The 23,582-nt window shown below is 34.9% G+C and carries 24 protein-coding genes; 11 read left to right on the top strand and 13 right to left on the bottom strand.

Annotated elements, in window-relative coordinates; genetic code table 11:
• Positions 1 to 23: 23 nt before the first annotated feature.
• The 7 genes from miaA to ACHRV3_RS12800 all read right to left on the bottom strand — a co-directional run bounded on the left by miaA (position 24) and on the right by ACHRV3_RS12800 (position 6,593).
• Positions 24 to 941 carry a tRNA (adenosine(37)-N6)-dimethylallyltransferase MiaA gene (gene miaA, locus ACHRV3_RS12830; RefSeq protein ID WP_395434957.1) on the bottom strand — a complete coding sequence of 306 codons (918 nt, stop codon included), beginning with the start codon at positions 939 to 941 and terminating at the stop codon, positions 24 to 26.
• A 137-nt stretch (positions 942 to 1,078) separates the two neighbouring features.
• The gene (locus ACHRV3_RS12825; protein WP_395434956.1) at positions 1,079 to 1,918 is read right to left on the bottom strand and encodes an ion transporter; all 840 of its coding nucleotides are present in this window, start codon (positions 1,916 to 1,918) and stop codon (positions 1,079 to 1,081) included.
• Between the two features lie 30 nt (positions 1,919 to 1,948).
• Positions 1,949 to 3,310, bottom strand: a complete 1,362-nt coding sequence (locus ACHRV3_RS12820; RefSeq protein ID WP_047776329.1) for an exonuclease domain-containing protein — start codon at positions 3,308 to 3,310, stop codon at positions 1,949 to 1,951.
• Between the two features lie 43 nt (positions 3,311 to 3,353).
• Positions 3,354 to 4,034 (bottom strand): YggS family pyridoxal phosphate-dependent enzyme, encoded by a 681-nt coding sequence (locus ACHRV3_RS12815; RefSeq protein WP_395434955.1) that lies wholly within the window; start codon positions 4,032 to 4,034, stop codon positions 3,354 to 3,356.
• Between the two features lie 31 nt (positions 4,035 to 4,065).
• Positions 4,066 to 4,953 (bottom strand): 3-hydroxyacyl-CoA dehydrogenase family protein, encoded by an 888-nt coding sequence (locus tag ACHRV3_RS12810; protein WP_395434954.1) that lies wholly within the window; start codon positions 4,951 to 4,953, stop codon positions 4,066 to 4,068.
• Positions 4,954 to 5,046: 93 nt separating this feature from the next.
• Entirely contained in the window at positions 5,047 to 6,012 is a 966-nt protein-coding gene (locus ACHRV3_RS12805; RefSeq protein ID WP_047776338.1) for a Gfo/Idh/MocA family protein, read from the bottom strand.
• A gap of 143 nt (positions 6,013 to 6,155) precedes the next feature.
• Complete coding sequence (locus ACHRV3_RS12800; protein WP_395434953.1) at positions 6,156 to 6,593, bottom strand: RDD family protein; 438 nt, start codon at positions 6,591 to 6,593, stop codon at positions 6,156 to 6,158.
• A gap of 171 nt (positions 6,594 to 6,764) precedes the next feature.
• On the opposite strand from ACHRV3_RS12800, the gene ACHRV3_RS12795 reads away from it, so the two are divergent.
• Complete coding sequence (locus tag ACHRV3_RS12795) at positions 6,765 to 7,406, top strand: protein-L-isoaspartate(D-aspartate) O-methyltransferase (RefSeq protein WP_047776342.1); 642 nt, start codon at positions 6,765 to 6,767, stop codon at positions 7,404 to 7,406.
• 25 nt (positions 7,407 to 7,431) lie between these two features.
• On the opposite strand, the gene ACHRV3_RS12790 is transcribed toward ACHRV3_RS12795, so the two are convergent.
• The 3 genes from ACHRV3_RS12790 to smpB form a co-directional block, all read right to left on the bottom strand.
• Positions 7,432 to 8,439: a Fic family protein gene (locus ACHRV3_RS12790; protein WP_395434952.1), complete on the bottom strand. Its 1,008-nt coding sequence runs from the start codon at positions 8,437 to 8,439 to the stop codon at positions 7,432 to 7,434.
• Between the two features lie 100 nt (positions 8,440 to 8,539).
• Positions 8,540 to 9,178: a hypothetical protein gene (locus tag ACHRV3_RS12785; protein ID WP_047776345.1), complete on the bottom strand. Its 639-nt coding sequence runs from the start codon at positions 9,176 to 9,178 to the stop codon at positions 8,540 to 8,542.
• A 78-nt stretch (positions 9,179 to 9,256) separates the two neighbouring features.
• On the bottom strand, positions 9,257 to 9,712 hold the full coding sequence (gene smpB / locus ACHRV3_RS12780) for an SsrA-binding protein SmpB (protein WP_047776350.1): 456 nt from the start codon (positions 9,710 to 9,712) through the stop codon (positions 9,257 to 9,259).
• A gap of 762 nt (positions 9,713 to 10,474) precedes the next feature.
• Between smpB and ACHRV3_RS12775 the strand changes: the two genes are divergently transcribed.
• A complete protein-coding gene (locus ACHRV3_RS12775; RefSeq protein WP_395434951.1) occupies positions 10,475 to 10,705 on the top strand; it encodes a VF530 family DNA-binding protein in 231 nt (76 codons plus the stop codon).
• On the opposite strand, the gene ACHRV3_RS12770 is transcribed toward ACHRV3_RS12775, so the two are convergent.
• The 3 genes from ACHRV3_RS12770 to ACHRV3_RS12760 form a co-directional block, all read right to left on the bottom strand.
• Positions 10,702 to 11,259 (bottom strand): DUF3575 domain-containing protein, encoded by a 558-nt coding sequence (locus ACHRV3_RS12770; RefSeq protein ID WP_395434950.1) that lies wholly within the window; start codon positions 11,257 to 11,259, stop codon positions 10,702 to 10,704. The genes ACHRV3_RS12775 and ACHRV3_RS12770 overlap by 4 nt on opposite strands.
• Before the next feature lie 134 nt (positions 11,260 to 11,393).
• Positions 11,394 to 11,942 (bottom strand): GNAT family N-acetyltransferase, encoded by a 549-nt coding sequence (locus tag ACHRV3_RS12765; RefSeq protein WP_047776354.1) that lies wholly within the window; start codon positions 11,940 to 11,942, stop codon positions 11,394 to 11,396.
• Between the two features lie 10 nt (positions 11,943 to 11,952).
• Positions 11,953 to 12,804 (bottom strand): aldose 1-epimerase family protein, encoded by an 852-nt coding sequence (locus tag ACHRV3_RS12760; protein ID WP_395434949.1) that lies wholly within the window; start codon positions 12,802 to 12,804, stop codon positions 11,953 to 11,955.
• Positions 12,805 to 12,989: 185 nt separating this feature from the next.
• On the opposite strand from ACHRV3_RS12760, the gene ACHRV3_RS12755 reads away from it, so the two are divergent.
• The 9 genes from ACHRV3_RS12755 (at position 12,990) to ACHRV3_RS12715 (ending at position 23,533) form a co-directional block, all read left to right on the top strand.
• Positions 12,990 to 15,260 carry a M1 family metallopeptidase gene (locus ACHRV3_RS12755; RefSeq protein WP_395434948.1) on the top strand — a complete coding sequence of 757 codons (2,271 nt, stop codon included), beginning with the start codon at positions 12,990 to 12,992 and terminating at the stop codon, positions 15,258 to 15,260.
• 467 nt (positions 15,261 to 15,727) lie between these two features.
• The gene (locus tag ACHRV3_RS12750; protein WP_047776360.1) at positions 15,728 to 16,345 is read left to right on the top strand and encodes a GNAT family N-acetyltransferase; all 618 of its coding nucleotides are present in this window, start codon (positions 15,728 to 15,730) and stop codon (positions 16,343 to 16,345) included.
• A 4-nt stretch (positions 16,346 to 16,349) separates the two neighbouring features.
• Positions 16,350 to 17,543, top strand: a complete 1,194-nt coding sequence (locus ACHRV3_RS12745) for an argininosuccinate synthase (protein ID WP_047776362.1) — start codon at positions 16,350 to 16,352, stop codon at positions 17,541 to 17,543.
• Positions 17,536 to 18,513 (top strand): N-acetyl-gamma-glutamyl-phosphate reductase, encoded by a 978-nt coding sequence (gene argC / locus ACHRV3_RS12740; protein WP_395434947.1) that lies wholly within the window; start codon positions 17,536 to 17,538, stop codon positions 18,511 to 18,513. The genes ACHRV3_RS12745 and argC overlap by 8 nt, the downstream gene beginning before the upstream one ends.
• An 89-nt stretch (positions 18,514 to 18,602) precedes the next feature.
• A complete protein-coding gene (locus tag ACHRV3_RS12735; protein WP_395434946.1) occupies positions 18,603 to 19,742 on the top strand; it encodes an aspartate aminotransferase family protein in 1,140 nt (379 codons plus the stop codon).
• 92 nt (positions 19,743 to 19,834) lie between these two features.
• Positions 19,835 to 21,031 carry a glutamate-5-semialdehyde dehydrogenase gene (locus tag ACHRV3_RS12730; protein WP_395434945.1) on the top strand — a complete coding sequence of 399 codons (1,197 nt, stop codon included), beginning with the start codon at positions 19,835 to 19,837 and terminating at the stop codon, positions 21,029 to 21,031.
• Positions 21,032 to 21,199: 168 nt separating this feature from the next.
• Entirely contained in the window at positions 21,200 to 21,961 is a 762-nt protein-coding gene (proB, locus tag ACHRV3_RS12725; RefSeq protein ID WP_047776369.1) for a glutamate 5-kinase, read from the top strand.
• A 149-nt stretch (positions 21,962 to 22,110) separates the two neighbouring features.
• Entirely contained in the window at positions 22,111 to 22,500 is a 390-nt protein-coding gene (locus tag ACHRV3_RS12720) for a GxxExxY protein (protein ID WP_395434944.1), read from the top strand.
• Positions 22,501 to 22,585: 85 nt separating this feature from the next.
• Positions 22,586 to 23,533, top strand: coding sequence for an N-acetylornithine carbamoyltransferase (locus ACHRV3_RS12715; protein ID WP_395434943.1), 948 nt, complete (start codon positions 22,586 to 22,588; stop codon positions 23,531 to 23,533).
• The last annotated feature ends 49 nt before the right edge of the window (positions 23,534 to 23,582 follow it).

The following is a 23,582-nucleotide window of genomic DNA, read 5'->3' as shown; positions in this document are numbered from 1 at the left end:
TTTTTAATTTTAGATTTATGACTTTAGATTTTAGATTGAATGTACTTGATGATTTCGCTTTTTGGAGTAGCATAATCAAACCATTTCGTACTTTCATTTCGTTTGAACCAGGTCAATTGACGTTTGGAAAAACGACGCGTGTTTTTCTTGATTTCTTCAATCGCAAAGGCAAGCGTGAATTCTTTGTCAAAATAACTAAATAATTCTCTGTAACCGACCGTTTGAAGCGCATTTAACGCTTTATTAGGATAAAGTCTTTCGGCTTCTGTAAGTAAACCTTCCTGTATCATTATATTGACACGTTGATTGATACGATCGTAAATAACAGTTCTGTGGGCTTCTAAACCAATTAAGATCGGAGTGAAGTTTCGGTTGCCTTTTTTCTGATTCAGGAAAGAAGAATAGGGTTTTCCGGTTCCTAGGCAAACCTCTGTAAAACGCATCATTCGCTGTGGGTTTTGTAGTGTTTGCGGGTTTTCGAGGTTTATTTTTTGATAATAATCAGGGTCTAACTTTTTTAGCTGTTCTTGAAGGTAGTTAATTCCGAGTTTTTCATAATTTGAATTTACTTCGGATCTGATTTCGGGATCAATTTCCGGAAATTCATCAAAACCTTTTAAAACGGCATCGACATATAAACCTGAACCACCAATTAAAATGGCGAAATCATTTTCCTGAAACAACTGCTCCAGTTTAATCAATGCTTCTTTTTCGTAATCGCCAACTGTGTAATTTTCGAAAATAGATTTATTTTGAATGAAATGATGTGTTGCAGCTTGTAGTTCTTCTTCGTTCGGTACCGCAGTACCAATAGTCATTTCTTTAAAAAACTGACGACTGTCGCAAGATAGAATCTCACATTTGAAATGTTGCGCCAAAGCAATGCTTAAGGCAGTTTTTCCTATAGCAGTTGGTCCGACGATGGTAATTAAATATTTCATATTTTTTGGCCCGGTGAAGAATCAAAATCCGGAGTTATAATTTATTTAGTATAAAAGAACAGCAGTTGAGATCTTCTTTTTCTTCGGCAAAGATACTAATAGAGTCGTTAACTGTTGTGTTGGGATAGTGGTATTGATTAAGTCTTTTGTAATTCGGTTCCACATTCATGACAATATTTTGCGCTGTCAAAGTGTACTTGTGCATTGCATTTTTTACAAGTGTTTTTTGTACTGACAGCGTTGCCTCTCAGGCTGCTTTTTGCAAATTCAGCAGTAACAATTCCTGTGGGAACAGCAATAATTCCGTAACCCATAATCATAACCAGAGACGCTAAAAACTGTCCTAAAGGTGTTGCCGGTGATATGTCGCCATATCCAACCGTAGTCAAAGTTACTATTGCCCAATAGATGCCAACAGGGATACTTGTAAAGCCGCTTTCACGTCCTTCTACGACATACATTAAAGCACCGATAATTACAGCGCTAATGATGACAAAATAGATAAAAACAAGGATTTTTTCTTTACTCGCCTGCAAAGCTTCTTTTAACTGAAAAGACTGATGTGAAATTTGGGGTATATGCAGAATTTTGAATAATCTGAGAAATCTCAATATTCTTACGATCGTCAGTATATTGGTAGCAGGAAAAAAAATCGACATATACATGGGTAAAATAGCGAGTAAGTCGATTATGCCATAAAAACTAAAAACATATCGCAATGGTTTTTGAATGGCTATGATGCGTAAAATGTATTCAATGGAAAAGAACACGGTAATAATCCATTCGCAGATAAGCAGTTGTGAGTGGTATTTATTATTGATTCCTTCTACGGTATCCAACATAACCAAAATAACACTTAGAAGAATCAAACCGAGCAGTACCAGATCAAACATGCGTCCCCAAAAGGTGTTTGTTCCGTAGAGAATGATTTTTGTTTGCTCTCTAAAAACCTCGTATTTTGATTTAGGTGTTGTCATTTCTACGAAGATACGTAAAGTTTGTAAGTATTAGAAATATAGGATTTTTAACGTCTTGCTTCTACGAATGTCGTTTTGAATTATATTCTTTACATCACGGTTATTTTGCATCGGAATAAGAATATTCTTCAGGATTTCGATGTTTGTAATTTGATAATTCAGATCATAATAGGCATATCCCTTGTAAATTCCGTTTTCGATCAGGACAGCGCTTCGTTCGTTTACGTTTCGGCCTTTGTCAATCAAGATCATGCTTTTGTTTTCGAAGCTGTTTTCAGATATGAACTGTTGCACCCTGGCATTGTATACTTCGGGAGTTACTTCACCAAGACAAGCGCCATCGCATTCTTTTATTTTGTATTGAAAACACTCTTTTTTACTTTGATACAATCCGGTCAGTTTCTGACATAAATGGTATTTTGTCGTAAATCTGAAAAGAGCATTTTTACCTTCTTGCAAAGAGGCAAAGGAGGTGATTTCTTTTTTGCGGCCGTCCGCTTTTTCAAGTCTGAGATTGATATAACCGTTTGCATCTTTTTCGGCATATAAAGCGTACTGAAAAAGCGTTTTTCGTTGTGAGCGGTTGTATCTTGGTCGGTTTATTTTTATTTCTTCGCTTTCTTTTAAAAGTGCGATTAATTCACTTCCGGTCTCGTCGTAAGTTATGGTAAAAGCTTCCGCTTGTATTTTTTTACTTTTGGTCGTAATTCCGGTAAAATGCTGGTTGATTCGTTTTTTTATGTTTTGACTTTTGCCAATATAAATCAGGGTACCACTTTCGTTATGAATGTAATACACACCGGTTTTGCTTGGCATTTGTCTTAGAAGATCCAATAATTTTGGCGCAATTCCTTTTTCGACTTCGAGTTTTATGAAATCTTTGACAATTGTTTTTTCTAAATCTTTTTCCAAGAGCATTTTGAACAACTTTACAGTTGCCATGGCATCTCCGCTGGCACGATGTCTGTCTGCCATTGGTATTCCAAGTGCCCGAACTAACTTTCCTAGACTATAAGAAGTTTGTTCCGGTATTAGTTTTTTGGAAAGCTCAACGGTACAAAGTGTTCTGGCTTCGAAATCATATCCTAAGCGACGGAATTCTGTTCGCAGTATTCGGTAATCAAAAGAAGCGTTGTGGGCTACAATGATGCAGTCCGAAGTGATTTCGATGATTCTTTTGGCAATTTCAAAAAATTTGGGAGCTGAACGCAGCATAGCATTGTTAATTCCGGTTAATTTAACCACAAAAGGCTGAATCGGAATTTCAGGATTAACGAGGCTAATGAATTGGTCAATTACCTCATGGCCATCAAATTTATAAATGGCGATTTCGGTAATTCCTTCTTCGTTAAACTGGCCTCCAGTTGTTTCTATGTCTAGTATTGCGTACAAATTTTAGTTTTCAGTGTCAGTATTCAGTTTTCAAATCGGGTTATTAACGCCCTCCAAAAATGCTGCTGCCAATACGGACCATTGTACTGCCGCATTCGATAGCAAGTTGGTAATCGCCCGACATTCCCATTGAAATGGTTGAAATGGAGGTAGAGATGCACTGCTGTGCATCTCTACTATGTGCACCTCTGCGTAACGAATCAAAAATATATTTTAAATATATAAATTCTTTTCTTATTTGGTTTTGATTTTCTGTAAAAGTTGCCATTCCCATTAATCCAAGAATTCTAATGTGCTGCATCTCTTTGAATTCGGTTGAAGAGAGGAGTGCATTTAATTCGTTTTCATCAAGACCAAATTTGGTTTCTTCTTCGGCAATATGCATTTGTAACAGGCAATCAATGACTCTGTTGTTCTTTGCTGCCTGTTTGTTGATTTCCTGTAATAGTTTTAAGCTGTCAACTCCATGAATTAAACTCACAAACGGCGCCATAAATTTAACTTTATTCGTCTGCACATGTCCGATCATATGCCATTGGATGTCTTTTGGCATTTGTTCCCATTTGTCTGCCATTTCCTGGATTTTGTTTTCTCCAAAAATGCGCTGACCGGCTTCGTAAGCTTCCATTAAGTCTGAAACGGGCTTAGTTTTAGAAACGGCAACCAGTGTTACGTTTTCCGGCAATGTAGCTTTTATCGAATTTAAGTTTGATGCTATTGACATTTATTAGTTTAATTTTTTAGAAAGTTGAATTTTACAAAAATTGCTTCGAAATTTTCTCTGCTTTTTTACTTTCACTATAATCATAAAAACCTTCACCGGATTTCACACCCAATTTTCCGGCACGTACCATATTTACTAATAGCGGACAAGGAGCGTATTTTGGATTTTTGAAACCTTCGTACATTACGTTTAAAATGGCAAGACAAACATCAAGGCCAATAAAATCAGCTAGTTGAAGAGGTCCCATTGGGTGTCCCATTCCTAATTTCATTACCGTGTCAATTTCATAAACTCCTGCAACTTTGTTGTATAAGGTTTCGATGGCTTCGTTTAACATGGGCATTAAAATTCTATTTGCTACAAAACCCGGATAATCGTTTACTTCAACAGGCGTTTTACCTAATTTCTCAGATAAATCCATGATGGTTTTTGTTACTTCATCGCTGGTGTTGTATCCGCGAATGATTTCTACCAACTTCATGATAGGCACCGGATTCATAAAGTGCATTCCGATAACACGTTCCGGGTGCGATACCACAGCTCCGATTTGTGTAATTGAAATAGACGAAGTATTGGTGGCTAAGATGGTGTTGTGTGAACAGACTTCATTTAATTGTTTGAAAATATTCAATTTTAATTCAACATTTTCGGTAGCAGCTTCCACTACTAAATCAACGCCGACAACACCGTCTTTGATGTCTGTATAGGTAATAATATTGGTAATCGTTTTGGCAACCTCTTCAGGAGTAATAGTCCCTTTTGCTTGCATTCTATCAAGATTGGCAGCAATAGTTGCCATTCCTTTGTCTAATGATTTTTCTGAAACATCAATTAGTTTTACAACAAAACCACTTTGTGCAAAAGTATGAGCAATTCCGTTGCCCATTGTTCCTGCACCAATTACAGCTATAGTTTTCATTTAATTTCGTATTTAAATTTTAAAAAGTTAAGGTTTAAAGCGGCCTTTTTTCCAACTTTAAACCTTAAATGATTAGGTTAGTTATATTTTGTACTATTTGTCAAAGCATTCAATAATCTGATAGGCTACACGTAATGCATCGGTAGCTTGTTCCAGTGTTACTACGGGCGTGGTATCTGTACTGATCGCATTGGCGAAAGATTCCAGTTCGTCTAAAATGGCGTTGTTTTGCTCGACATCTGGATTTGTGAAATAAATTTGCTTTTTTACACCTTCGGCATTTTGCAGAATCATATCAAAATCCCCCGGAACTTCTGGAGCGTCTTTCATGCGGACTACTTCACATTTTTTCTCCAAGAAATCAACAGAAATGTAGGCATCTCTTTGAAAAAAACGTGTTTTACGCATGTTTTTCATCGAAATTCGGCTTGCTGTTAAGTTGGCAACACAGCCATTTTCAAATTCAATTCGCGCATTGGCAATATCCGGAGTTTCACTAATTACAGAAACGCCACTTGCATTGATGTTTTTTACTTTTGAATTTACAACGCTTAAAATAGCATCAATATCGTGAATCATCAAATCCAGAACCACCGGAACATCTGTACCACGCGGATTAAATTCGGCTAAACGATGTGTTTCTATAAACATCGGATTTTCGATCATATTTTTGGTTGCAATAAACGCCGGATTAAAGCGCTCCACATGACCTACTTGCCCTTTTACATTGTATTCTTTTGCTAAAGCGATAATTTCTTCCGCTTCTTCAACTGTATTGGCAATAGGTTTTTCTATAAAGATATGTTTTCCTGATTTGATAGCAACTTTGGCACATTTGTAATGCGATAATGTCGGTGTTACAATATCGATTACATCAACAGCATGGATTAATTTTGCAATAGTACTGAAGTTAGTGTAGCCAAATTCTTTTGAAATTCGTTCGGCATTCTCTTGATTTTCGTCGTAAAATCCAACTAATTCGTACTTGTCAGATTGTTGTAATAAACGTAAATGTATTTTACCCAGATGACCAGCACCTAAAACTCCCACTTTTAACATGATAATGTATTTTAAACAAAAATATAATTTATTTCGTTAAAAGTAAAAGTTAATGTATTAAAGATTTAGCGATTTATTCATTAAATGTACATTTTAGTTTTTTCTATACTTTTATAAGTTTTAAACGGTTAACAGTAAGGTCTTTAGTGTTCGCTAAAGAAATAGATTACTAAAACGAGTAAGAAGGCAGTTCCTAAAAATTGTAAGTAACGTTTTTCTACTTTAGGATTTCTTTTTTTATTGAGGACACGGGTGGCTGAATAGGTATCATGCAGATTTTTCCTGACTAAAAAAGAAAGACTTTCAAGGGGAATTAATTGATATAAACTTCGTTTTATAAGCATCGGGAAAGTAGGGGTGTTTCCTTCGTTGTCAGTTACATAACAATCGGTTAAGAATTTTTCCGGTGTAGCTTTGAAGATGGATTCAAAAATAAAGTAGTAAATGAATTTAATACCATAGGCATAGATCAGAAAGCTCGATACATCTCCAAAGGTTGCTCTTAACGTTCTGAGAAAAAATGTTAAGGAGCTGTTTTTTCGGCTTGGTAAAGCGTGCTGTAGGCTATATAAAGGAACCAATTATACCTAATACAGACAAAAACAAAGAAAGAGCGAGTATAATTTTTTTCATAAAATATTAGTATTCATAAGGATTAGGTCTTTAATCAAAAATAGAGATTAATTGGTTGAAAAGTAGTTGATAATTGATGATTTGTTTTCTTATTTTTGCCAAAAATAAACAGACCCATTTTGAAAGACACTGCCAAACATCAAGGACTTCGTAATCAGTTAGTAAGCACTTTAGAACAGAAAGGAATAACCGATAAAGCAGTTTTGGAAGCGATTAAAAAAATTCCAAGACACCTTTTTCTTAATTCCAGTTTTGAAGATTATGCTTATCAGGACAAAGCATTTCCTATAGGGGCAGGGCAAACTATTTCACAGCCCTATACTGTTGCTTTTCAATCACAGTTATTAGAAGTTAAAAAGGAACATAAAATTCTGGAAATCGGTACAGGATCAGGATATCAAACCGCTGTTTTGTGTATGTTGGGAGCCAAAGTTTTTAGTGTAGAAAGACAAAATGAGTTGTTTAAAACGACTTCAAATTTATTTCCAAAATTGAACATTCGCCCTAAACATTTATCTTTTGGAGATGGTTATAAAGGATTGCCAAATTTTGCTCCGTTTGATAGCATTATTGTAACGGCGGGTGCTCCGTTTATTCCACAACCACTTATGGCACAGTTAAAAATAGGAGGAAGACTGGTTATTCCTCTTGGAGAAGATGTTCAGATTATGACTTTATTGATTCGTAAAAATGAAACACAATTTGAAAAACATGAGTTTGGAGAATTTAGATTTGTACCTTTATTAGAAGATAAAAATTAAAAGAGAAGCCCGTTTAAGCGGGCTTTTATTTTGAAACCAATTCAATAGCGCGAACGAGGTTTTCTTTTTCAATTCGGAGGATATAATTAGTGAAAATTGAAGTGTCTTTTGTCTGTTGACTTTGCTCTAAAACGGACACATATTCAGCAATGCTTTCTTCATTACTATCAGTACCGGCATAAACGTAATTGTGCTGCAATAAGATCCAATTAAGTGTTAAACTGGCCATTTGCAGGTTTCCGTGTTCAAAAGGACTGATGCTTGCTATTTTTAAATGCGTTTCGGCAGCCAGAACTAGTGGATGCAGCGTGTTTTTATGAGTATCAAGCCAATTAAAAAGTAAATTTATTTCACGTGCCGTAATTGCATCGTTTTTATATTTTCCGGAATTTTCGGGTTTGATTCCTTTGAAGAGTAGGCTGTGTATTGCAAGAAATTCTTTTTCGTTTAAAGGTGTTTTTTTCTGAATCAAAGCTTTAATGTAGGATATGGTTTCCTGTAAATTAATGGCTTCAAGTTGTTCCTGCATGCTTTTACCCGCAATTGTCAATCCTTCGTTAATGATAGACTTTGTTTCTTCTAATGTTAGTGAGTTTCCGTTAAAACGAATGCTTTTAAAAATAAAATCTAACTCCAGGGCCCTCGAAATTTGTCGTGTTTCGAAAGGATTAAAGGATTGAATTTGATTTTTCAGGATTTCAATTTCATCTAAAGAGACTTGAAGGGAAGATAAAATAAAAGAGTTAATTTCTTTCCTGTTGTTCTGAATTTCCTGCTCGGCAAGTAATAAAGCTTTGAGGGCGAATTCTTCGTTCTCAATTTCGTAAAGTATTTTTTCTTTTAACCACGCCACCATTATGGTTTCGTAATCAATCTCCAGTAGTTGGGATAGTTTAGAAACCTGTTCTTTGGTTGGTCTTCGTGTTCCACTTTCAAATTTGCATATCAAAGCCTGATCAATGCTTAGAATTTGAGCTACTTCACGTGTTTTTAGTCCTTTTTGTTCTCGGGCATTTTTAAGAAGTGTTTTCATTAGCAAGGTTGGTAAGTGTCTTGACAAATTTAGTCATTCGTTTAAAAGCAAAAAAGGCAATATCAGAAATATTGCCTTTTTAAGTATTGTTTTGTGTCTTTTATTTTGGAGGCAGAGAGCCGTCTTTTCTCATTTCTTTTACAGCAGCCTGCATGATTGCGTCTACAGTTTGTCCTAAGTCGGTAACATATTCCGATTTTGTAGTTCCGGTCCAGATCAGTTTGTTGTCTTTTAGGGAGAAAATATTGGTTTCAACCATATAAGAAGTAGTTTCCTGATAGTAACCCGGATCGTAGAAATTTGGAGAGTACATGCCGTACCAATTTCCAAAACCATACCCGTACATGCCGGTGTACATACCGTCAAAACCTCCGTAATACATTCCGGTATAAGTTCCCGGAACATAACTGGTTTCTTTTTCTTTGCTTACTAAACGCATTGTTATAACACCATCAAAATTTTCGTCTTGTAAAATTTTTAGTTGCTGTTCTTTGGTTAAATGTAAGTTGGTACCATTCATGTATTGGTACGAAGTTTTAAAGACGGGATTGCTGGCTGCAATTCTGTTTTCTGTAGTTCTTCTCGAAGCCTCATCTTTTACTAAAGCAACAACCAGAACTTTTTTAAAGTGCTCCTGAGCAACGGTAATTTTTGGGTCTCTCCAGCTGCTCACAATTACAGTATTACTGCTGCAACTTGCAAGAAATAAAATAACTAATAAAGATAAGTATTTTCTCATATTTTATAATTAAAGTTAGTGTTATCGTAAATCTAAGTATAAAATATTAAAAAACAATTCTTTATGAAGAAGTTATTTTTAGTTGTAAGCTTTTTTGATTCGGTCCAGATCGCGTTTCGTGTCTTGTTCTTTAAGAGACTCTCGCTTGTCGTAGTTTTTCTTTCCTTTACAAAGACCGATTTGTAGTTTGGCAAGTCCTTTTTCGTTAGTGAATAATTTTAAAGGAACAATCGTCAGACCTTTTGCCTGTACATTTTTATGAAGTGTTTTTAACTCTTTTTTATTTAAAAGTAATTTTCTCTCGCTTCTTGATTTATGATTGAATTGATTTCCAAACGTATATTCTTCAATGTAAGTATTAATCGCAAAAAGCTCTATACCACTGAATTCGCAAAAACTTTCGGTAATATTGGCCTTTCCTAAACGAATAGATTTGATCTCAGTGCCCGATAAAACAATTCCGGCAGTGTAAGTGTCGATTATTTCGTAATCAAACCGAGCTCTTTTATTAAGTATATTGACTGATTTTAACATAGGTTGCAAATGTAAATAAAAATGAAATACTTTAATAAAATTAAAGATAATTAATGTGTTTTTTTGATTGGTGATTTTGGTGTTTTTTAAAGAGAAATTCTGTTATAAGCTTAAATTCTGGAAAAAAAGCAACATTGTCTGGTATTGTGCTTATTGGTTCGACAATGAAAGCCGATCGGGTGTAAGAGTTGGGGATTAAGTAAAGGTGTATTTAAACCATATAAGTGATGTAAGTTCATTTTAGGGTTGCTTTGCGCTACTTGCCGAAATAAGGATCAAGTTCAAAAAGTTGTGGGGAAATAAAAACTTAGCTAAGTCTCTGTTTAAATTTTTATAGAAAGAATTTTAAATCCGTTTAAATCTGGTCTTCGTGATAACGAATCTGTTTAATCTGTGTATGAAATTAGGTGGTAACATCTTTATATTATGCAGAAATGGACGCGGATTATGCGGATTTGTAATGGCAAAAACGCTGATAAAAACGGATTTTTTATATTGAAAAGCAATATGGATCGATTAAGGGGGAGTGTTTCTATTTTTTGCATTTTTTTCTAATCCCTAACTTTTGCAGCTGATTCATGAAAGCTTATGTATCGAATCTGGTATTAAAAAAATGGCTTGCAGAATCAGAGACAGATTTTCGGGAAACTAAAATAAAAGTAAAAACCGTTACAAAACATATTGTAACGGTTTTTAATTATTTATTTTTGTCGAAATAATCGAATATTGATTATTGAGAAAATTATTCTTTAAAACTACCAAATGCAAAATCAATCTAAAGATCCTTTACACGGAATTACACTTAAAGCAATAGTCGAAAAATTGGTTGACTATTACGGTTTTGATACTTTAGGAGAGTTGATTCCCATTAAAAGTTTTACTTCCAATCCCAGTATAAAATCTAGCCTTAGTTTTTTGAGAAAAACAGATTGGGCTCGAAAAAAGGTAGAAGAGTTGTATGTTAAATCACTCTCTAAATTTCCTGAGAATTAATTTAGTTTATAAGAAAGCATAACACCTCCGCGATACGGAAGCCATTCTCCACTTTTGTTCCAGTTAGGAGCTTTTTCGTATCTGCCAGGTGTTCCGTCGTTGTAATAGCCGCGATAAAATCCTTGGTGCCAGCCAGCTCCGGCAAAGACATCCAGCAAGAATTTGTCGTTTATTTTGATATTGTATCCTACGGTAACCCCCATGCGATAGCCAAATCCTTTTTCGTATTTATTGGTATCCCAATAATTCCATTTTTGAATTTCGTACATATCCGGTCCGATATGGCCACCTACATAGAAACCATTGTATTTTTCTTTAAAATGATAACGAACTTCCGGTGTTAAAGTTACAAATTTCATCGGATGGTTTCCGTTGAAAGATTCCCAAAAAGAAGCCATCACATCGACACTAAAGGTGACTTTTTCGCCTATGCTGGTCTCTATTCCAACATTTGGAACCCCAATAAGTGCTGTTGCACCGTTAAATTTTAGATAAGTCTGACTTTGTAATTGTACAGAAAAGAAAAGAACAAAGAGAATTAAAATGTTTTTCATAAAATAGTTTTTCGCGGTATAAATAAGCTCCAATTACTTATTTTGAATGCAAATATAACGCAACATTACGCCTGGTGTTGTGTGAAAAATACTTTTAACAAGTTTTATTTTGTATTATAAAACGGGATAAAAATTTAATTATCTAGTAGTGAGTAGATTACTTTGTCTAAAAAACGACCATCATAAAACTCGGCTTCTTTTAAATGAGCCTCTTTAACAAAACCACATTTGTGCAATACTTTTTCTGAAGCAAAATTTTCAGGATCAATAATCGCTTCAATAGAATGTAGCTTTAAATCATCAAAACCATATCTAATGAGTCTGTTTACTGCTTCGGGAATAATCCCTTTTCCATGATATTCCGGAGCCAGCATATAACCGATTTCAGCACGGTAATTCTCAGGTTGTAATCTGTAGTAACCAATAATGCCAAGCAATTTTGAACTATCTTTTAAGGTAATCCCCCAGTTTATGCCAACATTTGTTACAATTTTGTCTTCCATCATAGCGATATGTTCAAGCGCATCTTCGGTATCTTTTACCAGTGGTCTTGGAATAAACTTCATTGTTTCGGGATTCGATCGTAGTTCAAAAACTTCGTTCGCATCATCATTATTGATTCTTCTTAAAAGCAAACGTTCCGTTTCTATGACCGGGAACGGTGTAAAATTAAATTCTAACATAGTGTTATTGTTATAATATTTGAATACTAAATTTCGACTGGAATGTTTGGTGGGCATCTAAGATTAAAATGCCTTCTTTTTCGAATAGGTCTCCCGAGTTTTCTATGGTGTCAGAGTAACCAAACCAAGGTTCAATGCAAATAAACGGAGCTTTTTCTTTTGTCCAGATGCCTAAACTGGGGAAATCTTTGAAATTGACTTTGATATAAGGTTTAGAATTTTCAAGAATGGTCAGAGAATTAGATTCGAGGGTTTTAAAAACCAAAGCATCGTTTTCGAATAGTTTGTAACTTAAAGGAGCTAAATTAGAAACAGTTTCCAATGTTTTGGTTGTATTCGAAATCAAATCATTTTCAAGTAAATTGTATTTTAAAGCCTCTTCTTTTTCAAATTCAAAAGAATACGTTTCAAAATCATTCGGTAATGCAATGGCCGGATGTGCGCCTATTGAAAAAGGAATTCGGGTGTCTCCGGTATTAATTACTTTATAGGATAGCGTTAGTTCTTTTTCTTGTAGGGTATAAATAAGTTGTAATTCGAAATTAAAAGGAAACTTTTGCAACGTTTCTGCATTTGAACTTAATGAAAAAGTAGCACTGTCTTCTGTGTGATCAACTAACTGAAATTCCATATCACGAGCAAAACCATGTCTCGGTAAGTGATATTCTTTTCCATCAATCGTGTAAGTGTTGTTCTTTAAAGTTCCTACAATAGGAAAAAGAACCGGTGAGTGCTTGCCCCAAAACGAAGGATTACCTTCCCAGATATATTCTTTATTTTGATGGTCTTGGATAGAGAATAATTCAGCTCCGGCATGTTTGATAGAAGCTTTTAAGTAGGAATTTGAGATTGTTGTAGTCAAAATCTAAGAATTGAAATAAGTTAGTTTTAATAGAATGTAAATATATTTTATAAATTTTATTTTTTCGGATTATAGACTTAAAATATTTTTTTGCTAAAATTTTGCTAAAAATGAATTATAGCCTTATTTTTTCTCTTTAAATAGCTTTTTTTTTCATTAATTTGCTAGATAAACAGCTAAAAAATATGAAAAAGCATTCCTCAAAAGCCTTGTTAACCGCGGCTTTGTTTGTTGGGATTTCTTCTGCTTGGGCGCAAACAACGCCACCTGCAACGGCAGCAAATCCAGTTAATAATTATAACTACCATGATGCGTTTGCACCGCATTTCTACACTAAAAATGGTACACCAACCCGCTCTGCAAGTGGTCAGCCAGGGGTTGAATACTGGCAAAACAGGGCAGATTATCAGTTAACGGTAAAATTAAACGGAACAACAAATGAACTTGTTGGGACAGATGAAATTACATATACGAATAATAGTCCGGATAAATTGTCATTTGTTTGGTTGAACCTGGATCAGAATTTATTCAACGAAAGTTCAAGAGGAAATGCCGTAGTGCCTTTAACAGGAAGCCGTAATGGTGCTCAGGGACAGGTTTTTGATGGTGGAAATAAAATTAAATCAGTAAAAATTATTTCAGGAGGAAAGAATAAAACGGAAACGGTTGCAAAATATATTGTAACAGACACCAGAATGCAAATTTTTCTTCCGGAAGCTTTGGCTTCAAAGGGAGGTTCTATAAAGATTAAAATTGACTTCTCGTTTATTGCTCCTTTTGAAGGATCTGACAGAATGGGGGTTTTAGAAACTAAAAACGGTAAAATTTTTACCATCGCGCAATGGTACCCACGTATGTGCGTATATGATGACGTAAGAGGTTGGAATACGGCGCCTTATTTAGGAGCTTCAGAGTTTTATTTAGAGTATGGTAATTTTGATGTGAAAATTACAGCTCCTGCCAACCATTATGTTGTTGGTTCGGGTGAGTTGTTAAATGGTGCTGAAGTACTTCCTGCAGCACAATTTAAACGTTATAAAGAGGCATCTCAAAGTGATAAAACGGTTATGATTCGTTCAGCAGAAGAAGTGGCTGCAACAGCAAACACAAATGCAACAGGAGAAAAAACGTGGCATTATCAAATCAAAAATTCACGTGATTTTTCATGGGCATCTTCAGCGGCTTTTATCTTAGACGGTGCAAAAATAAACTTGCCAAGTGGTAAAAAATCATTGGCACTATCTGCTTATCCGGTTGAAAGTAACGGTAATGATGCTTGGGGACGTTCTACTGAATACGTAAAAGCATCGATAGAAAATTATTCTAAAAGATGGTTTGAATATCCTTATCCGGCAGCAACAAATGTTGCAGGAAATGAGGGTGGAATGGAATATCCCGGAATTGTTTTCTGCGGATGGAAATCTAAAGGAGATGATTTATGGGGAGTTACAGATCACGAATTCGGACACATTTGGTTTCCTATGATTGTAGGTTCTAATGAGCGTTTATTTGCCTGGATGGATGAAGGTTTTAATACTTTTATAAACTCGGTTAGTTCTTTTGATTTTAATAACGGAGAATACAAGCAAAAAGCGATTGACATGCACGAAGGTGCAGAAGATTTAACCAGTCCTGATTTAGAAACTATTATGAGTTCTCCTGACAATATGAAGGAGGGTAATATTGGTACACTATGTTACTTTAAACCAGCTGCAGGTCTGTCAATTTTGAGAGAGCAAGTTTTAGGTGAAGAGCGTTTTGACAAAGCATTGCGTACTTATGTAGAGCGTTGGGCTTTTAAACACCCGACTCCGGATGACTTTTTCAGAACAATTGAAAATGTTGCGGGTGAAGATTTAAGTTGGTTCTGGAGAAGCTGGTTCGTAAATAACTGGCGTTTTGACCAAGGTATCAACAGTATTAAATATGTGAAAAACGATCCTGCAAAAGGAGTGATTATTTCAGTAGAGAATTTTGATAAAATGCCAATGCCAATTGTTTTAGATGTGAAAACAAAAAGCGGAAAAGTAACAAGAGTTAAATTGCCGGTTGAAATTTGGCAACGTAATAAGGATTGGTCATTCAAGCACAATTCTACTGAAGAAATTGAAAGCATTACATTAGATCCGGATCACGTTTTTCCTGATCATACAGAAAGTAATAATGTTTGGACAGCCGGAAAAGGTGTAATAGAGAAAGACATTGTGTTAGACGGATATTTAGGTACTTATACCACTAAAAATGCTCCGTTAACAATTGATTTTACAGAGAAAAACGGTACTTTAAGCGCTGAAATTACAAACTTTCCTAAGTTTTCTGTTAAAGCTGTAGCCGATGAAAAAGATACATTTGAATCAAAAAGAGCAGGATTAAAATTCAAATTTAACGAAGCTAAAACCGGATTAGATATGACTGTTTTAGGAAATGGACAAGTAATACCGTTTACTAAAAAATAGAATAGAAAACAGTAAAATGTTTATTACCCGATAGTTATTAAATGCTATCGGGTTTTTTTATGTCCAAAAATAACAAAGCATTAAAAAAATGTTAGAATTTAAATTTTTTGTTTTGTGAATAAAAAAATAGTGTACTTTTGCATCGATGAATAAAATAAGTTTAAATACAACTTCTTTGTCACGGACAAACTCACCTAGTACTTCTCCCGAAGTGCGGACACTATCTGTATAGTAGCCACTGAGTTTTTCGTCGCGTATTTATTTCTATTCATTTTTCATTTTGAAATCACATACTTTGTCCATTGGACAAACCTATCCTAAAAGCACCTATTGTTTAAAATTGCCTCATAATCAACTTTTTGATTTAGAAGGGGTTATCTTTATTTTGCTTACTTTTATTGGATTGATTTCTGGATTTCAAACTAAACAATACGTTTTAATTTTTAACTCTAACTTCAATTATTGAAATGAAGATCTCTATTGTTGTAACTCAGGAAGAACATTTTAAGTATGCGCAGGAAATTTGCGATACGATAGAATCATCAGCCTTGCTAAGAGGTACAGGGATTGCTAAAAGAACTCCTGAGTACATTCAGAAAAAAATGTCAAATGCAGATGCAATGATTGCTCTGGCGGATGGAAAGTTTGCAGGTTTTTGTTATATCGAAAGCTGGCAACACGGGAAATTCGTGGCACATTCCGGTTTAATTGTGCACCCCGATTACAGAAGTTTAGGTTTAGCCAAAAAGATAAAATCAAAGGTTTTTGATTACTCACTGGAAAGATACCCGGATGCTAAAATTTTCGGTATTACCACAGGATTGGCTGTAATGAAAATCAACTCAGATTTGGGTTATAAACCGGTTCCTTTCTCGGAACTTACAACAGATCCAAGTTTTTGGGCGGGTTGTAAAACCTGTACGAATTACGAAATTTTACAAAGTAAAGAAAACAAAATGTGTCTTTGTACCGGTATGTTGTACGATCCAAAAGAGAAACAAAAAACACCACCAAGACACCCTTTTAACGAAAAAGTTCTTAATAGACTGAGAACCATTAAACAAGCCTTATTTTTAAAAAAGTAACATTATGAAAAAAGTTGTATTAGCTTATAGCGGAGGATTAGATACCTCGTATTGTTTAAAATATTTAAAAAACGAAAAAGGATACGAAGTTCATACCGTGCTTGTAGATACAGGAGGATTTGATGCAGAAGAATTGTCAGCTATTGAAAAAAGAGCCTACGAATTAGGAAGTGCACAACACGCCAACCTAACCATTGTAGATAAATATTATGATAAAGCTATAAAATATTTGATTTTTGGAAACGTATTAAAAAACAATACCTATCCATTATCAGTGAGTGCAGAGCGTGTTTTTCAGGCTATTGAAGCTATAAAATATGCTAAAAAAGTAGGAGCAAGTGCTATTGCACATGGAAGTACGGGTGCAGGAAATGATCAAATTCGTTTTGATTTGATTTTCCAAACCATTGCTCCGGAAATTGAAATTATAACTCCAATTAGAGATTTAAAACTTTCGAGACAAGAAGAAGTGGATTATTTATCCAAAAATGGCGTTCATTATTCTTGGGAAAAAGCGCAATATTCGATCAATAAAGGACTTTGGGGAACAAGTGTTGGAGGAAAAGAAACACTAACTTCAAGTCAGCCATTGCCTGGTGATGCTTATCCTTCGCAATTGCAAAAAGAAGGCGAAGAAAAAGTAACGTTACATTTTGAACAAGGCGAATTAGTTGCGGTTAATGGTAAGACAGACAAACCGTCAAATAATATTGTTGCGCTGGAAAAACTGGCAAATGCCTATGCCATCGGAAGAGACATTCACGTAGGTGATACCATTATCGGAATTAAAGGAAGAGTTGGTTTTGAAGCAGCAGCACCGTTAATTATTATCAAAGCACATCATTTATTAGAGAAACATACGCTGGGGAAATGGCAGCAATATTGGAAAGAGCAATTAGGAAACTGGTACGGAATGTTGTTTCATGAAGGTCAATTTCTGGATCCTGTGATGAGAAATATCGAAACTTTTTTGCAAGACACCCAAAAGACGGTCAACGGAGTAGTAACCGTTTCTTTAAAACCGTATCATTTTTCGCTTGACGGAATTGAATCTGAAAATGATTTAATGAACACCGGTTTTGGCCAGTATGGCGAAATGAATAATGCTTGGACGTCTGATGATGCAAAAGGATTTATTAAGATTTTAGGAAACGCTCAAAACATATTTTCATCTGTAAACCATTTAGATCATGATTAATGTTGGAATAATTGGTGGTTCGGGCTACACAGCCGGCGAACTCATTAGAATAGCAATGTATCACCCCAATGTAAACTTAGATTTTGTTTACAGTACAACCAATGCTGGGAAACCGCTTTCTGTGGCACACCACGATTTGATGGGCGATATCGAAATGAATTTTACAGATCAAATTAATCCGGATGTAAACGTTGTTTTTTTATGCCTTGGACACGGGAAATCTATTTCGTTTCTAAAAGAAAATAAATTCGCAAGTCACACTAAAATCATTGATTTAGGAAATGATTTTAGATTAACCAAAGAGGCTGATTTTGAAGGAAAACAATTCGTGTACGGATTGCCTGAATTGAATAAAGCAGCCATTAAAAAAGCAAATTATATTGCAAATCCGGGTTGTTTTGCAACTGCTATTCAGTTAGCCTTATTGCCTTTAGCGAAAAATAAACTATTAAAAGAAGACGTTCATATTAATGCCACAACCGGAAGCACTGGTGCCGGAGTTGGATTAGCAGATACTTCGCATTTTAGTTGGAGAAACAATAATATGTCGCATTATAAAGCTTTTGAACACCAGCATTTGGGAGAAATCAATCAAAGTGTGACGCAATTGCAGTCTGATTTTTCAGATGAGTTGATTTTTGTTCCGAACAGAGGGGATTTTACAAGAGGAATTTTTGCTACTCTATATACAAGTTCACAAGAAAGTTTAGAAGATTTGGTTGCTAAATATGAAGATTTCTATAAAAATGAGCCATTTGTAACGGTTACAACAACCAATATCAATATGAAACAGGTAGTACAAACCAATAAATGCATCATTAGTATATTGAAAAAAGGAAATCGGGTTTTAATTACCTCTATTATTGATAACTTAACCAAAGGTGCTTCCGGACAAGCGATTCAAAACATGAATTTGATGTTTGGACTAGAGGAAACCACCGGTTTACATTTGAAACCAAGCGGATTTTAGAAAAAATTTGTTTCAGGTTTTAAGTTTCAAGTTTCACGTCCAGCACGTAACTTGAAACCTGAAACCTGAAACGTTAAACAAAAAAAGAGATGAACTTATTTAACGTTTACCCCCTATATAATATTACTCCTGTAAAAGCAATAGATTGTACCATTACAGATGAAAACGGGATAGAATACTTAGATTTATATAGTGGTCATGGTGTGATTTCTATTGGACACACACAACCTGATTATGTTGCTAAATTGAAAAATCAATTGGATCACTTGGGGTTTTACTCCAATGCCATTCAGAATCCTTTGCAAGTTGAACTGGCTCAAAAACTCGGAAAACTTTCAGGATTAGAAGATTATGAGTTATTTTTATGCAGTTCGGGAGCCGAGGCGAATGAAAATGCTTTGAAATTAGCTTCGTTCCACAATGGAAAATCCAGAGTTGTAGCTTTTCATAATTCATTTCATGGAAGAACCTCTGCAGCCGTTGCGGTTACTGACAATAAAAAAATTGTAGCGCCAATAAATGCGCAGCAGGAAGTTACTTTTCTTCCTTTAAATCAAATTGAATTAGTAGAAGCAGAACTTCAAAAAGGAGATGTTTCGAGTGTAATTATCGAAGGAATTCAAGGGGTTGGAGGTTTAGACGAAGGAACAACAGCCTTTTTTCAAGCCTTAGAAAAAGCGTGTAAAAAACACGATGTTGTTTTGATTTTAGACGAAGTACAATCCGGATATGGAAGAAGTGGAAAGTTTTTTGCTTTTCAACATCACGGAATTAATGCCGATATTATTTCAGTAGCAAAAGGAATGGGGAATGGTTTTCCGGTTGGAGCTATTTTAATTTCGCCAAAATTTGAAGCAAGTTTTGGTCTGTTAGGAACTACTTTCGGGGGAAGTCACTTGTCTTGTGCGGCTGGAATTGCCGTTTTGGATGTAATTGAAAAATTGGATTTACAGAAGAATGTAAACGAAGTTTCGGCTTATTTTTCAGAACAAATCAAACAAGTTCCGGGTATCAAACAAATAAAAGGAAAAGGATTAATGCTTGGAATTGAATTTGATTTTGACGTTGCCGCCTTAAGAAAGAAATTAATTATCGAAAAACATATTTTTACCGGAAGTGCAAACAATAAGAATTTGTTGAGAATTCTTCCTCCGTTAACCGTTAAAAGAGCAGATATAGATACTTTTATTGTAGCTTTAAAAGAAAGTTTAGAAGAACTTAAAAATTAATTTTTTTAAATATATAAAACAAATCTGACGGGTTTCCAAAACCCGTCAGGTTAAAATAAGTCCCTATTAACGAACGAACCAACTATAAAATTATGAACCATCAATTAGCAATCGAAAAGCGGAATTTGGTTTTACTGTCAATGGCAAAGCTTGTTGAACAGGAAAGAAACCGGCTTATTCTAACCAATCAGGCTGATTTACTGGCGTATGACGGATCCGATCTTGCCATGGAAGAGCGTCTGAAAGTAGATGATAAAAAGATTGATGAAATGATTTTATCGTTGAACCAATTAGCCGCACAAGAGGATCCGGTTGGAGTAGAACGATTTCATTTTGAGCATGAAAACGGAATCAAGGTGATTAATAAAACGGCAGCTTTTGGTACGATATTAATTATTTACGAATCTCGTCCGGACGTAACTATTGAAGCGGGTGGAATCGCTTTCAAATCCGGAAATAAAATTTTATTAAAAGGCGGAAAAGAAGCATTGCAGTCTAATTTGAAAATTGTGAGCTTATGGCATCAGGCTTTAGAGGAAAATCAAGTTTCGAAAGATTGGGTAGAATATTTGAATTTTAATAGAACTGAAACACAAGCTTTTTTAGAAAAACCGACACAGAAAGTAGATTTAATTGTCCCTCGTGGTGGAGAAAAGTTAATTGAGTTTGTAAAAGCACATGCGACTTGCCCTGTAATTGTAAGCGGACGTGGTAACAACTTCGTTTACGTTCACAAAGAAGCGGATACCGATATGGCGCTGAAGGTAATTATGAATGCGAAAACGTCTAAAATTTCGGCTTGTAATGCGCTCGATAAGGTACTGATAGATTCCAGATTGCCGAATTTTGAAGGTTTTGTTGCTTTGTTAATCGAGGATTTGATAGAATCTAATGTGGAAATTATTGCAGATAAAACGTTAGCTACGTTTAAAAATACAACCCTTCTAAAAGAGGAGAATATTTGGCACGAAGAGTTTTTAGATTATAAAATTGTACTCGGAACGATCGATTCAGAAGACCATGCCATCGAAAAAATAAATAAATATTGTGGAGGACATTCCGCTTCAATTATCACGAGAAATGCTGCTGTCGCTCAGGAATTCATGGAGAATGTAGATGCAGCAGCCGTTTATCAAAATGCCTCAACTCGTTTTACAGACGGTGGACAGCTTGGTTTAGGTGGGGAATTAGCCATAAGCACAGATAAATTGCACCAAAGAGGACCAATTGGCTTACAGCATCTTGTGACCAATAAATGGTATATTTATGGTGAAGGACAGGTTAGGTAATTTTAGATTTTAGATTGTTGATTTTGAATTGCCGACGTTAGAATTGGAATTTGGAATTTAAAAATTTGGAATTTTATTTTAAAATTTTGTGCCCTTTATGATTAAAAGATTTTTGATTTTTCAAAACTCAGCATCTTAGCAACTCAGCATCTTAGAGACTTTAAAAAAATGAAGAAAAAAAGAATTTTATTGAAAATTGGAAGCAATACGCTGACAAAAGAAACCAATCATATTTCGAGAGGAAAAATTGAAGATATCGGAATGCAGATTGCGGCTTTAAACAAAGAGTATGAGTTTGTAATTGTAAGCTCCGGAGCTATTGCAGCAGCGAAACAGTTTGTAAAACTCGAAAGTAAAGGCAAAGAAATTATTGTAAAACAAGCTTTGGCTTCGATTGGACAGCCTCATTTGATGCGGATTTTTCATGAGAATTTCAGCGATTTGGGTTTGTTGACTTCGCAATGTCTGCTTTCGTATTCTGATTTTGAGAAGGAACAGTCCAAAGTCAATATTGTCAATACAATAAATGTGTTAGTCGAGAACAATTATATTCCGATTATCAATGAGAATGATACTGTTGCGACAGACGAGATTCAGTTTGGAGATAATGATAAACTGGCTGCTTTGACAGCAGTACTTCTAAATGTTGATATTCTGATTATTGCAACCAATACAAGCGGAATTTACACGAAGGATTCTATTCATAATGAAATTCCGGAAACAATAAAATTAGTAGAAGATTTAAAGCTTTTAGAAAAAGAAATTGGAGAATCAAAGTCCTCACATGGAACGGGAGGGATGCAATCTAAAATTGAAGCAGCCGGAATTGCAAAGGCGGCCAATATCGAAACCTGGATCATTAACGGATTAGAAGATAATTTTATTTTGAAAGCCTTAAAAAATGAAATTCCGTTTACTAAGATAGTGTAGAATTTGGGACGCTGATGAAACGGATTCGCTATTGCGAAGACGCGGAATGAAAGCGGATTTTTTTGTCTCTATGTTTTTTAGAAAGTTTATAAGATTTAAATTTTTCGAAATGAATAATATGTAGTATATTTCATTCAAATAATTGGATTATGAAATTATTGCATCACGCATTAACAGATTGCATTATTAAAACTTTTTATGAGGTTTATAATGAATTTGGTTATGGTTTTTTAGAGAAGGTTTATCAAAATTCTTTGTATTTAGAATTGAAAAGTAAAGGTTTTAAAGTTGAAGCTCAAAAGAAGATTAATGTCTATTATAAAGGAATTAAAGTAGGTGAATATTATGCAGATTTAATAGTGGAAGATTTAATAATATTAGAATTAAAAACGGCCGATTGTATAGTAAAAGATTTTGAAAATCAAATTCTAAACTATTTACGGGGTACAGATTGTGAAATAGGTTTACTTTTAAATTTTGGACGGAAACCAGAATTTAAACGGAAGATTTTCGAAAATAGTAGAAAAGTAAAAATTTGAAAAATCAGTTTTTATCCGCGTTTTCACGATAGTGAATCCGTAAAATCAGCGTCAAAAATTCAGGTATCATAAAAAAACAAAAATTATGAATTATATTTCAATTCAAGATAGTAGCTCATTATCAAAATGGGTAAGAAGTGCTTTAAAAATTAAAAAAAGCCCGCTTAAAAATCAAAGCTTAGGGAAGAATAAAACGTTAGGAATGTTATTCTTTAATCCGAGTTTAAGAACGCGTTTGAGCACCCAAAAAGCAGCTTTAAATTTGGGAATGAATGTGATGGTAATGAACTTTACCAACGAAGGCTGGACTTTAGAATTTGAAGATGGAGCCGTAATGAATTCAGGTGCTTCAGAACATATCAAAGAAGCAGCAGAAGTTGTTTCTCAATATTGTGATATTATTGCGATTCGTGCTTTTGCTGGATTAGAGAGCAAAGAAAAAGACTATTCGGAAACCGTTATTTCAGGTTTTATAAAACATGCAACGGTGCCAATAGTAAATATGGAAAGTGCCGTTCGTCATCCCTTGCAATCTTTGGCAGATGCGATTACGATGGAAGAGTACAAAACCGAGCATAAACCTAAAGTAGTACTATCCTGGGCACCACACCCTAAAGCTTTACCACAAGCAGTTGCCAATTCATTTGTAGAAATGATGCAATTGCAAAAGGAAATGGATTTTGTAATTACACATCCGGAAGGTTATGAATTAAGCCCCGAAATTACAAAAGACTGCAAAATAGAATACGACCAAAATAAGGCTTTAGAGAATGCTGATTTTGTCTACGTAAAAAACTGGAGTAATTTTAACGACTACGGAAAAGTGACCAACATAGATCCATCCTGGACTGTTACAACTGAAAAAATGGCATTGACCAACAACGGAAAATTCATGCATTGTCTTCCGGTACGTCGTAATGTAATTGTAAGCGATGAAGTTATAGATAGTGAAAATTCAATCGTAATTCAACAAGCTAATAACAGAACGTACGCAGCACAGTTGGTGTTACAGAAGATTTTGAAGAAATTGTAATTTTAAAGTTGCTAAGGTTCTAAGTGTCTAAGATACTAAGAGCTTAGTG

Origin of the sequence: Flavobacterium sp. FlaQc-49, from assembly GCF_044005985.1 — a bacterium.
GTDB classification, from domain to species: domain Bacteria; phylum Bacteroidota; class Bacteroidia; order Flavobacteriales; family Flavobacteriaceae; genus Flavobacterium; species Flavobacterium cupriresistens.
This window is presented reverse-complemented; position numbering and strand designations above follow the sequence as displayed.

Bases quoted from the DNA above. Each gene is read 5' to 3' on its own strand.
- miaA (WP_395434957.1), bottom strand. From the start codon at position 941: ATGAAATATTTAATTACCATCGTCGGACCAACTGCTATAGGAAAAACT.
- ACHRV3_RS12825 (WP_395434956.1), bottom strand. From the start codon at position 1,918: ATGACAACACCTAAATCAAAATACGAGGTTTTTAGAGAGCAAACAAAA.
- ACHRV3_RS12815 (WP_395434955.1), bottom strand. From the start codon at position 4,034: ATGTCAATAGCATCAAACTTAAATTCGATAAAAGCTACATTGCCGGAA.
- ACHRV3_RS12810 (WP_395434954.1), bottom strand. From the start codon at position 4,953: ATGAAAACTATAGCTGTAATTGGTGCAGGAACAATGGGCAACGGAATT.
- ACHRV3_RS12805 (WP_047776338.1), bottom strand. From the start codon at position 6,012: ATGTTAAAAGTGGGAGTTTTAGGTGCTGGTCATCTGGGTAAAATACAT.
- ACHRV3_RS12790 (WP_395434952.1), bottom strand. From the start codon at position 8,439: ATGAAAACACTTCTTAAAAATGCCCGAGAACAAAAAGGACTAAAAACA.
- ACHRV3_RS12785 (WP_047776345.1), bottom strand. From the start codon at position 9,178: ATGAGAAAATACTTATCTTTATTAGTTATTTTATTTCTTGCAAGTTGC.
- smpB (WP_047776350.1), bottom strand. From the start codon at position 9,712: ATGTTAAAATCAGTCAATATACTTAATAAAAGAGCTCGGTTTGATTAC.
- ACHRV3_RS12775 (WP_395434951.1), top strand. From the start codon at position 10,475: ATGCAAAATCAATCTAAAGATCCTTTACACGGAATTACACTTAAAGCA.
- ACHRV3_RS12770 (WP_395434950.1), bottom strand. From the start codon at position 11,259: ATGAAAAACATTTTAATTCTCTTTGTTCTTTTCTTTTCTGTACAATTA.
- ACHRV3_RS12765 (WP_047776354.1), bottom strand. From the start codon at position 11,942: ATGTTAGAATTTAATTTTACACCGTTCCCGGTCATAGAAACGGAACGT.
- ACHRV3_RS12755 (WP_395434948.1), top strand. From the start codon at position 12,990: ATGAAAAAGCATTCCTCAAAAGCCTTGTTAACCGCGGCTTTGTTTGTT.
- ACHRV3_RS12750 (WP_047776360.1), top strand. From the start codon at position 15,728: ATGAAGATCTCTATTGTTGTAACTCAGGAAGAACATTTTAAGTATGCG.
- ACHRV3_RS12745 (WP_047776362.1), top strand. From the start codon at position 16,350: ATGAAAAAAGTTGTATTAGCTTATAGCGGAGGATTAGATACCTCGTAT.
- argC (WP_395434947.1), top strand. From the start codon at position 17,536: ATGATTAATGTTGGAATAATTGGTGGTTCGGGCTACACAGCCGGCGAA.
- ACHRV3_RS12735 (WP_395434946.1), top strand. From the start codon at position 18,603: ATGAACTTATTTAACGTTTACCCCCTATATAATATTACTCCTGTAAAA.
- ACHRV3_RS12730 (WP_395434945.1), top strand. From the start codon at position 19,835: ATGAACCATCAATTAGCAATCGAAAAGCGGAATTTGGTTTTACTGTCA.
- proB (WP_047776369.1), top strand. From the start codon at position 21,200: ATGAAGAAAAAAAGAATTTTATTGAAAATTGGAAGCAATACGCTGACA.
- ACHRV3_RS12720 (WP_395434944.1), top strand. From the start codon at position 22,111: ATGAAATTATTGCATCACGCATTAACAGATTGCATTATTAAAACTTTT.
- ACHRV3_RS12715 (WP_395434943.1), top strand. From the start codon at position 22,586: ATGAATTATATTTCAATTCAAGATAGTAGCTCATTATCAAAATGGGTA.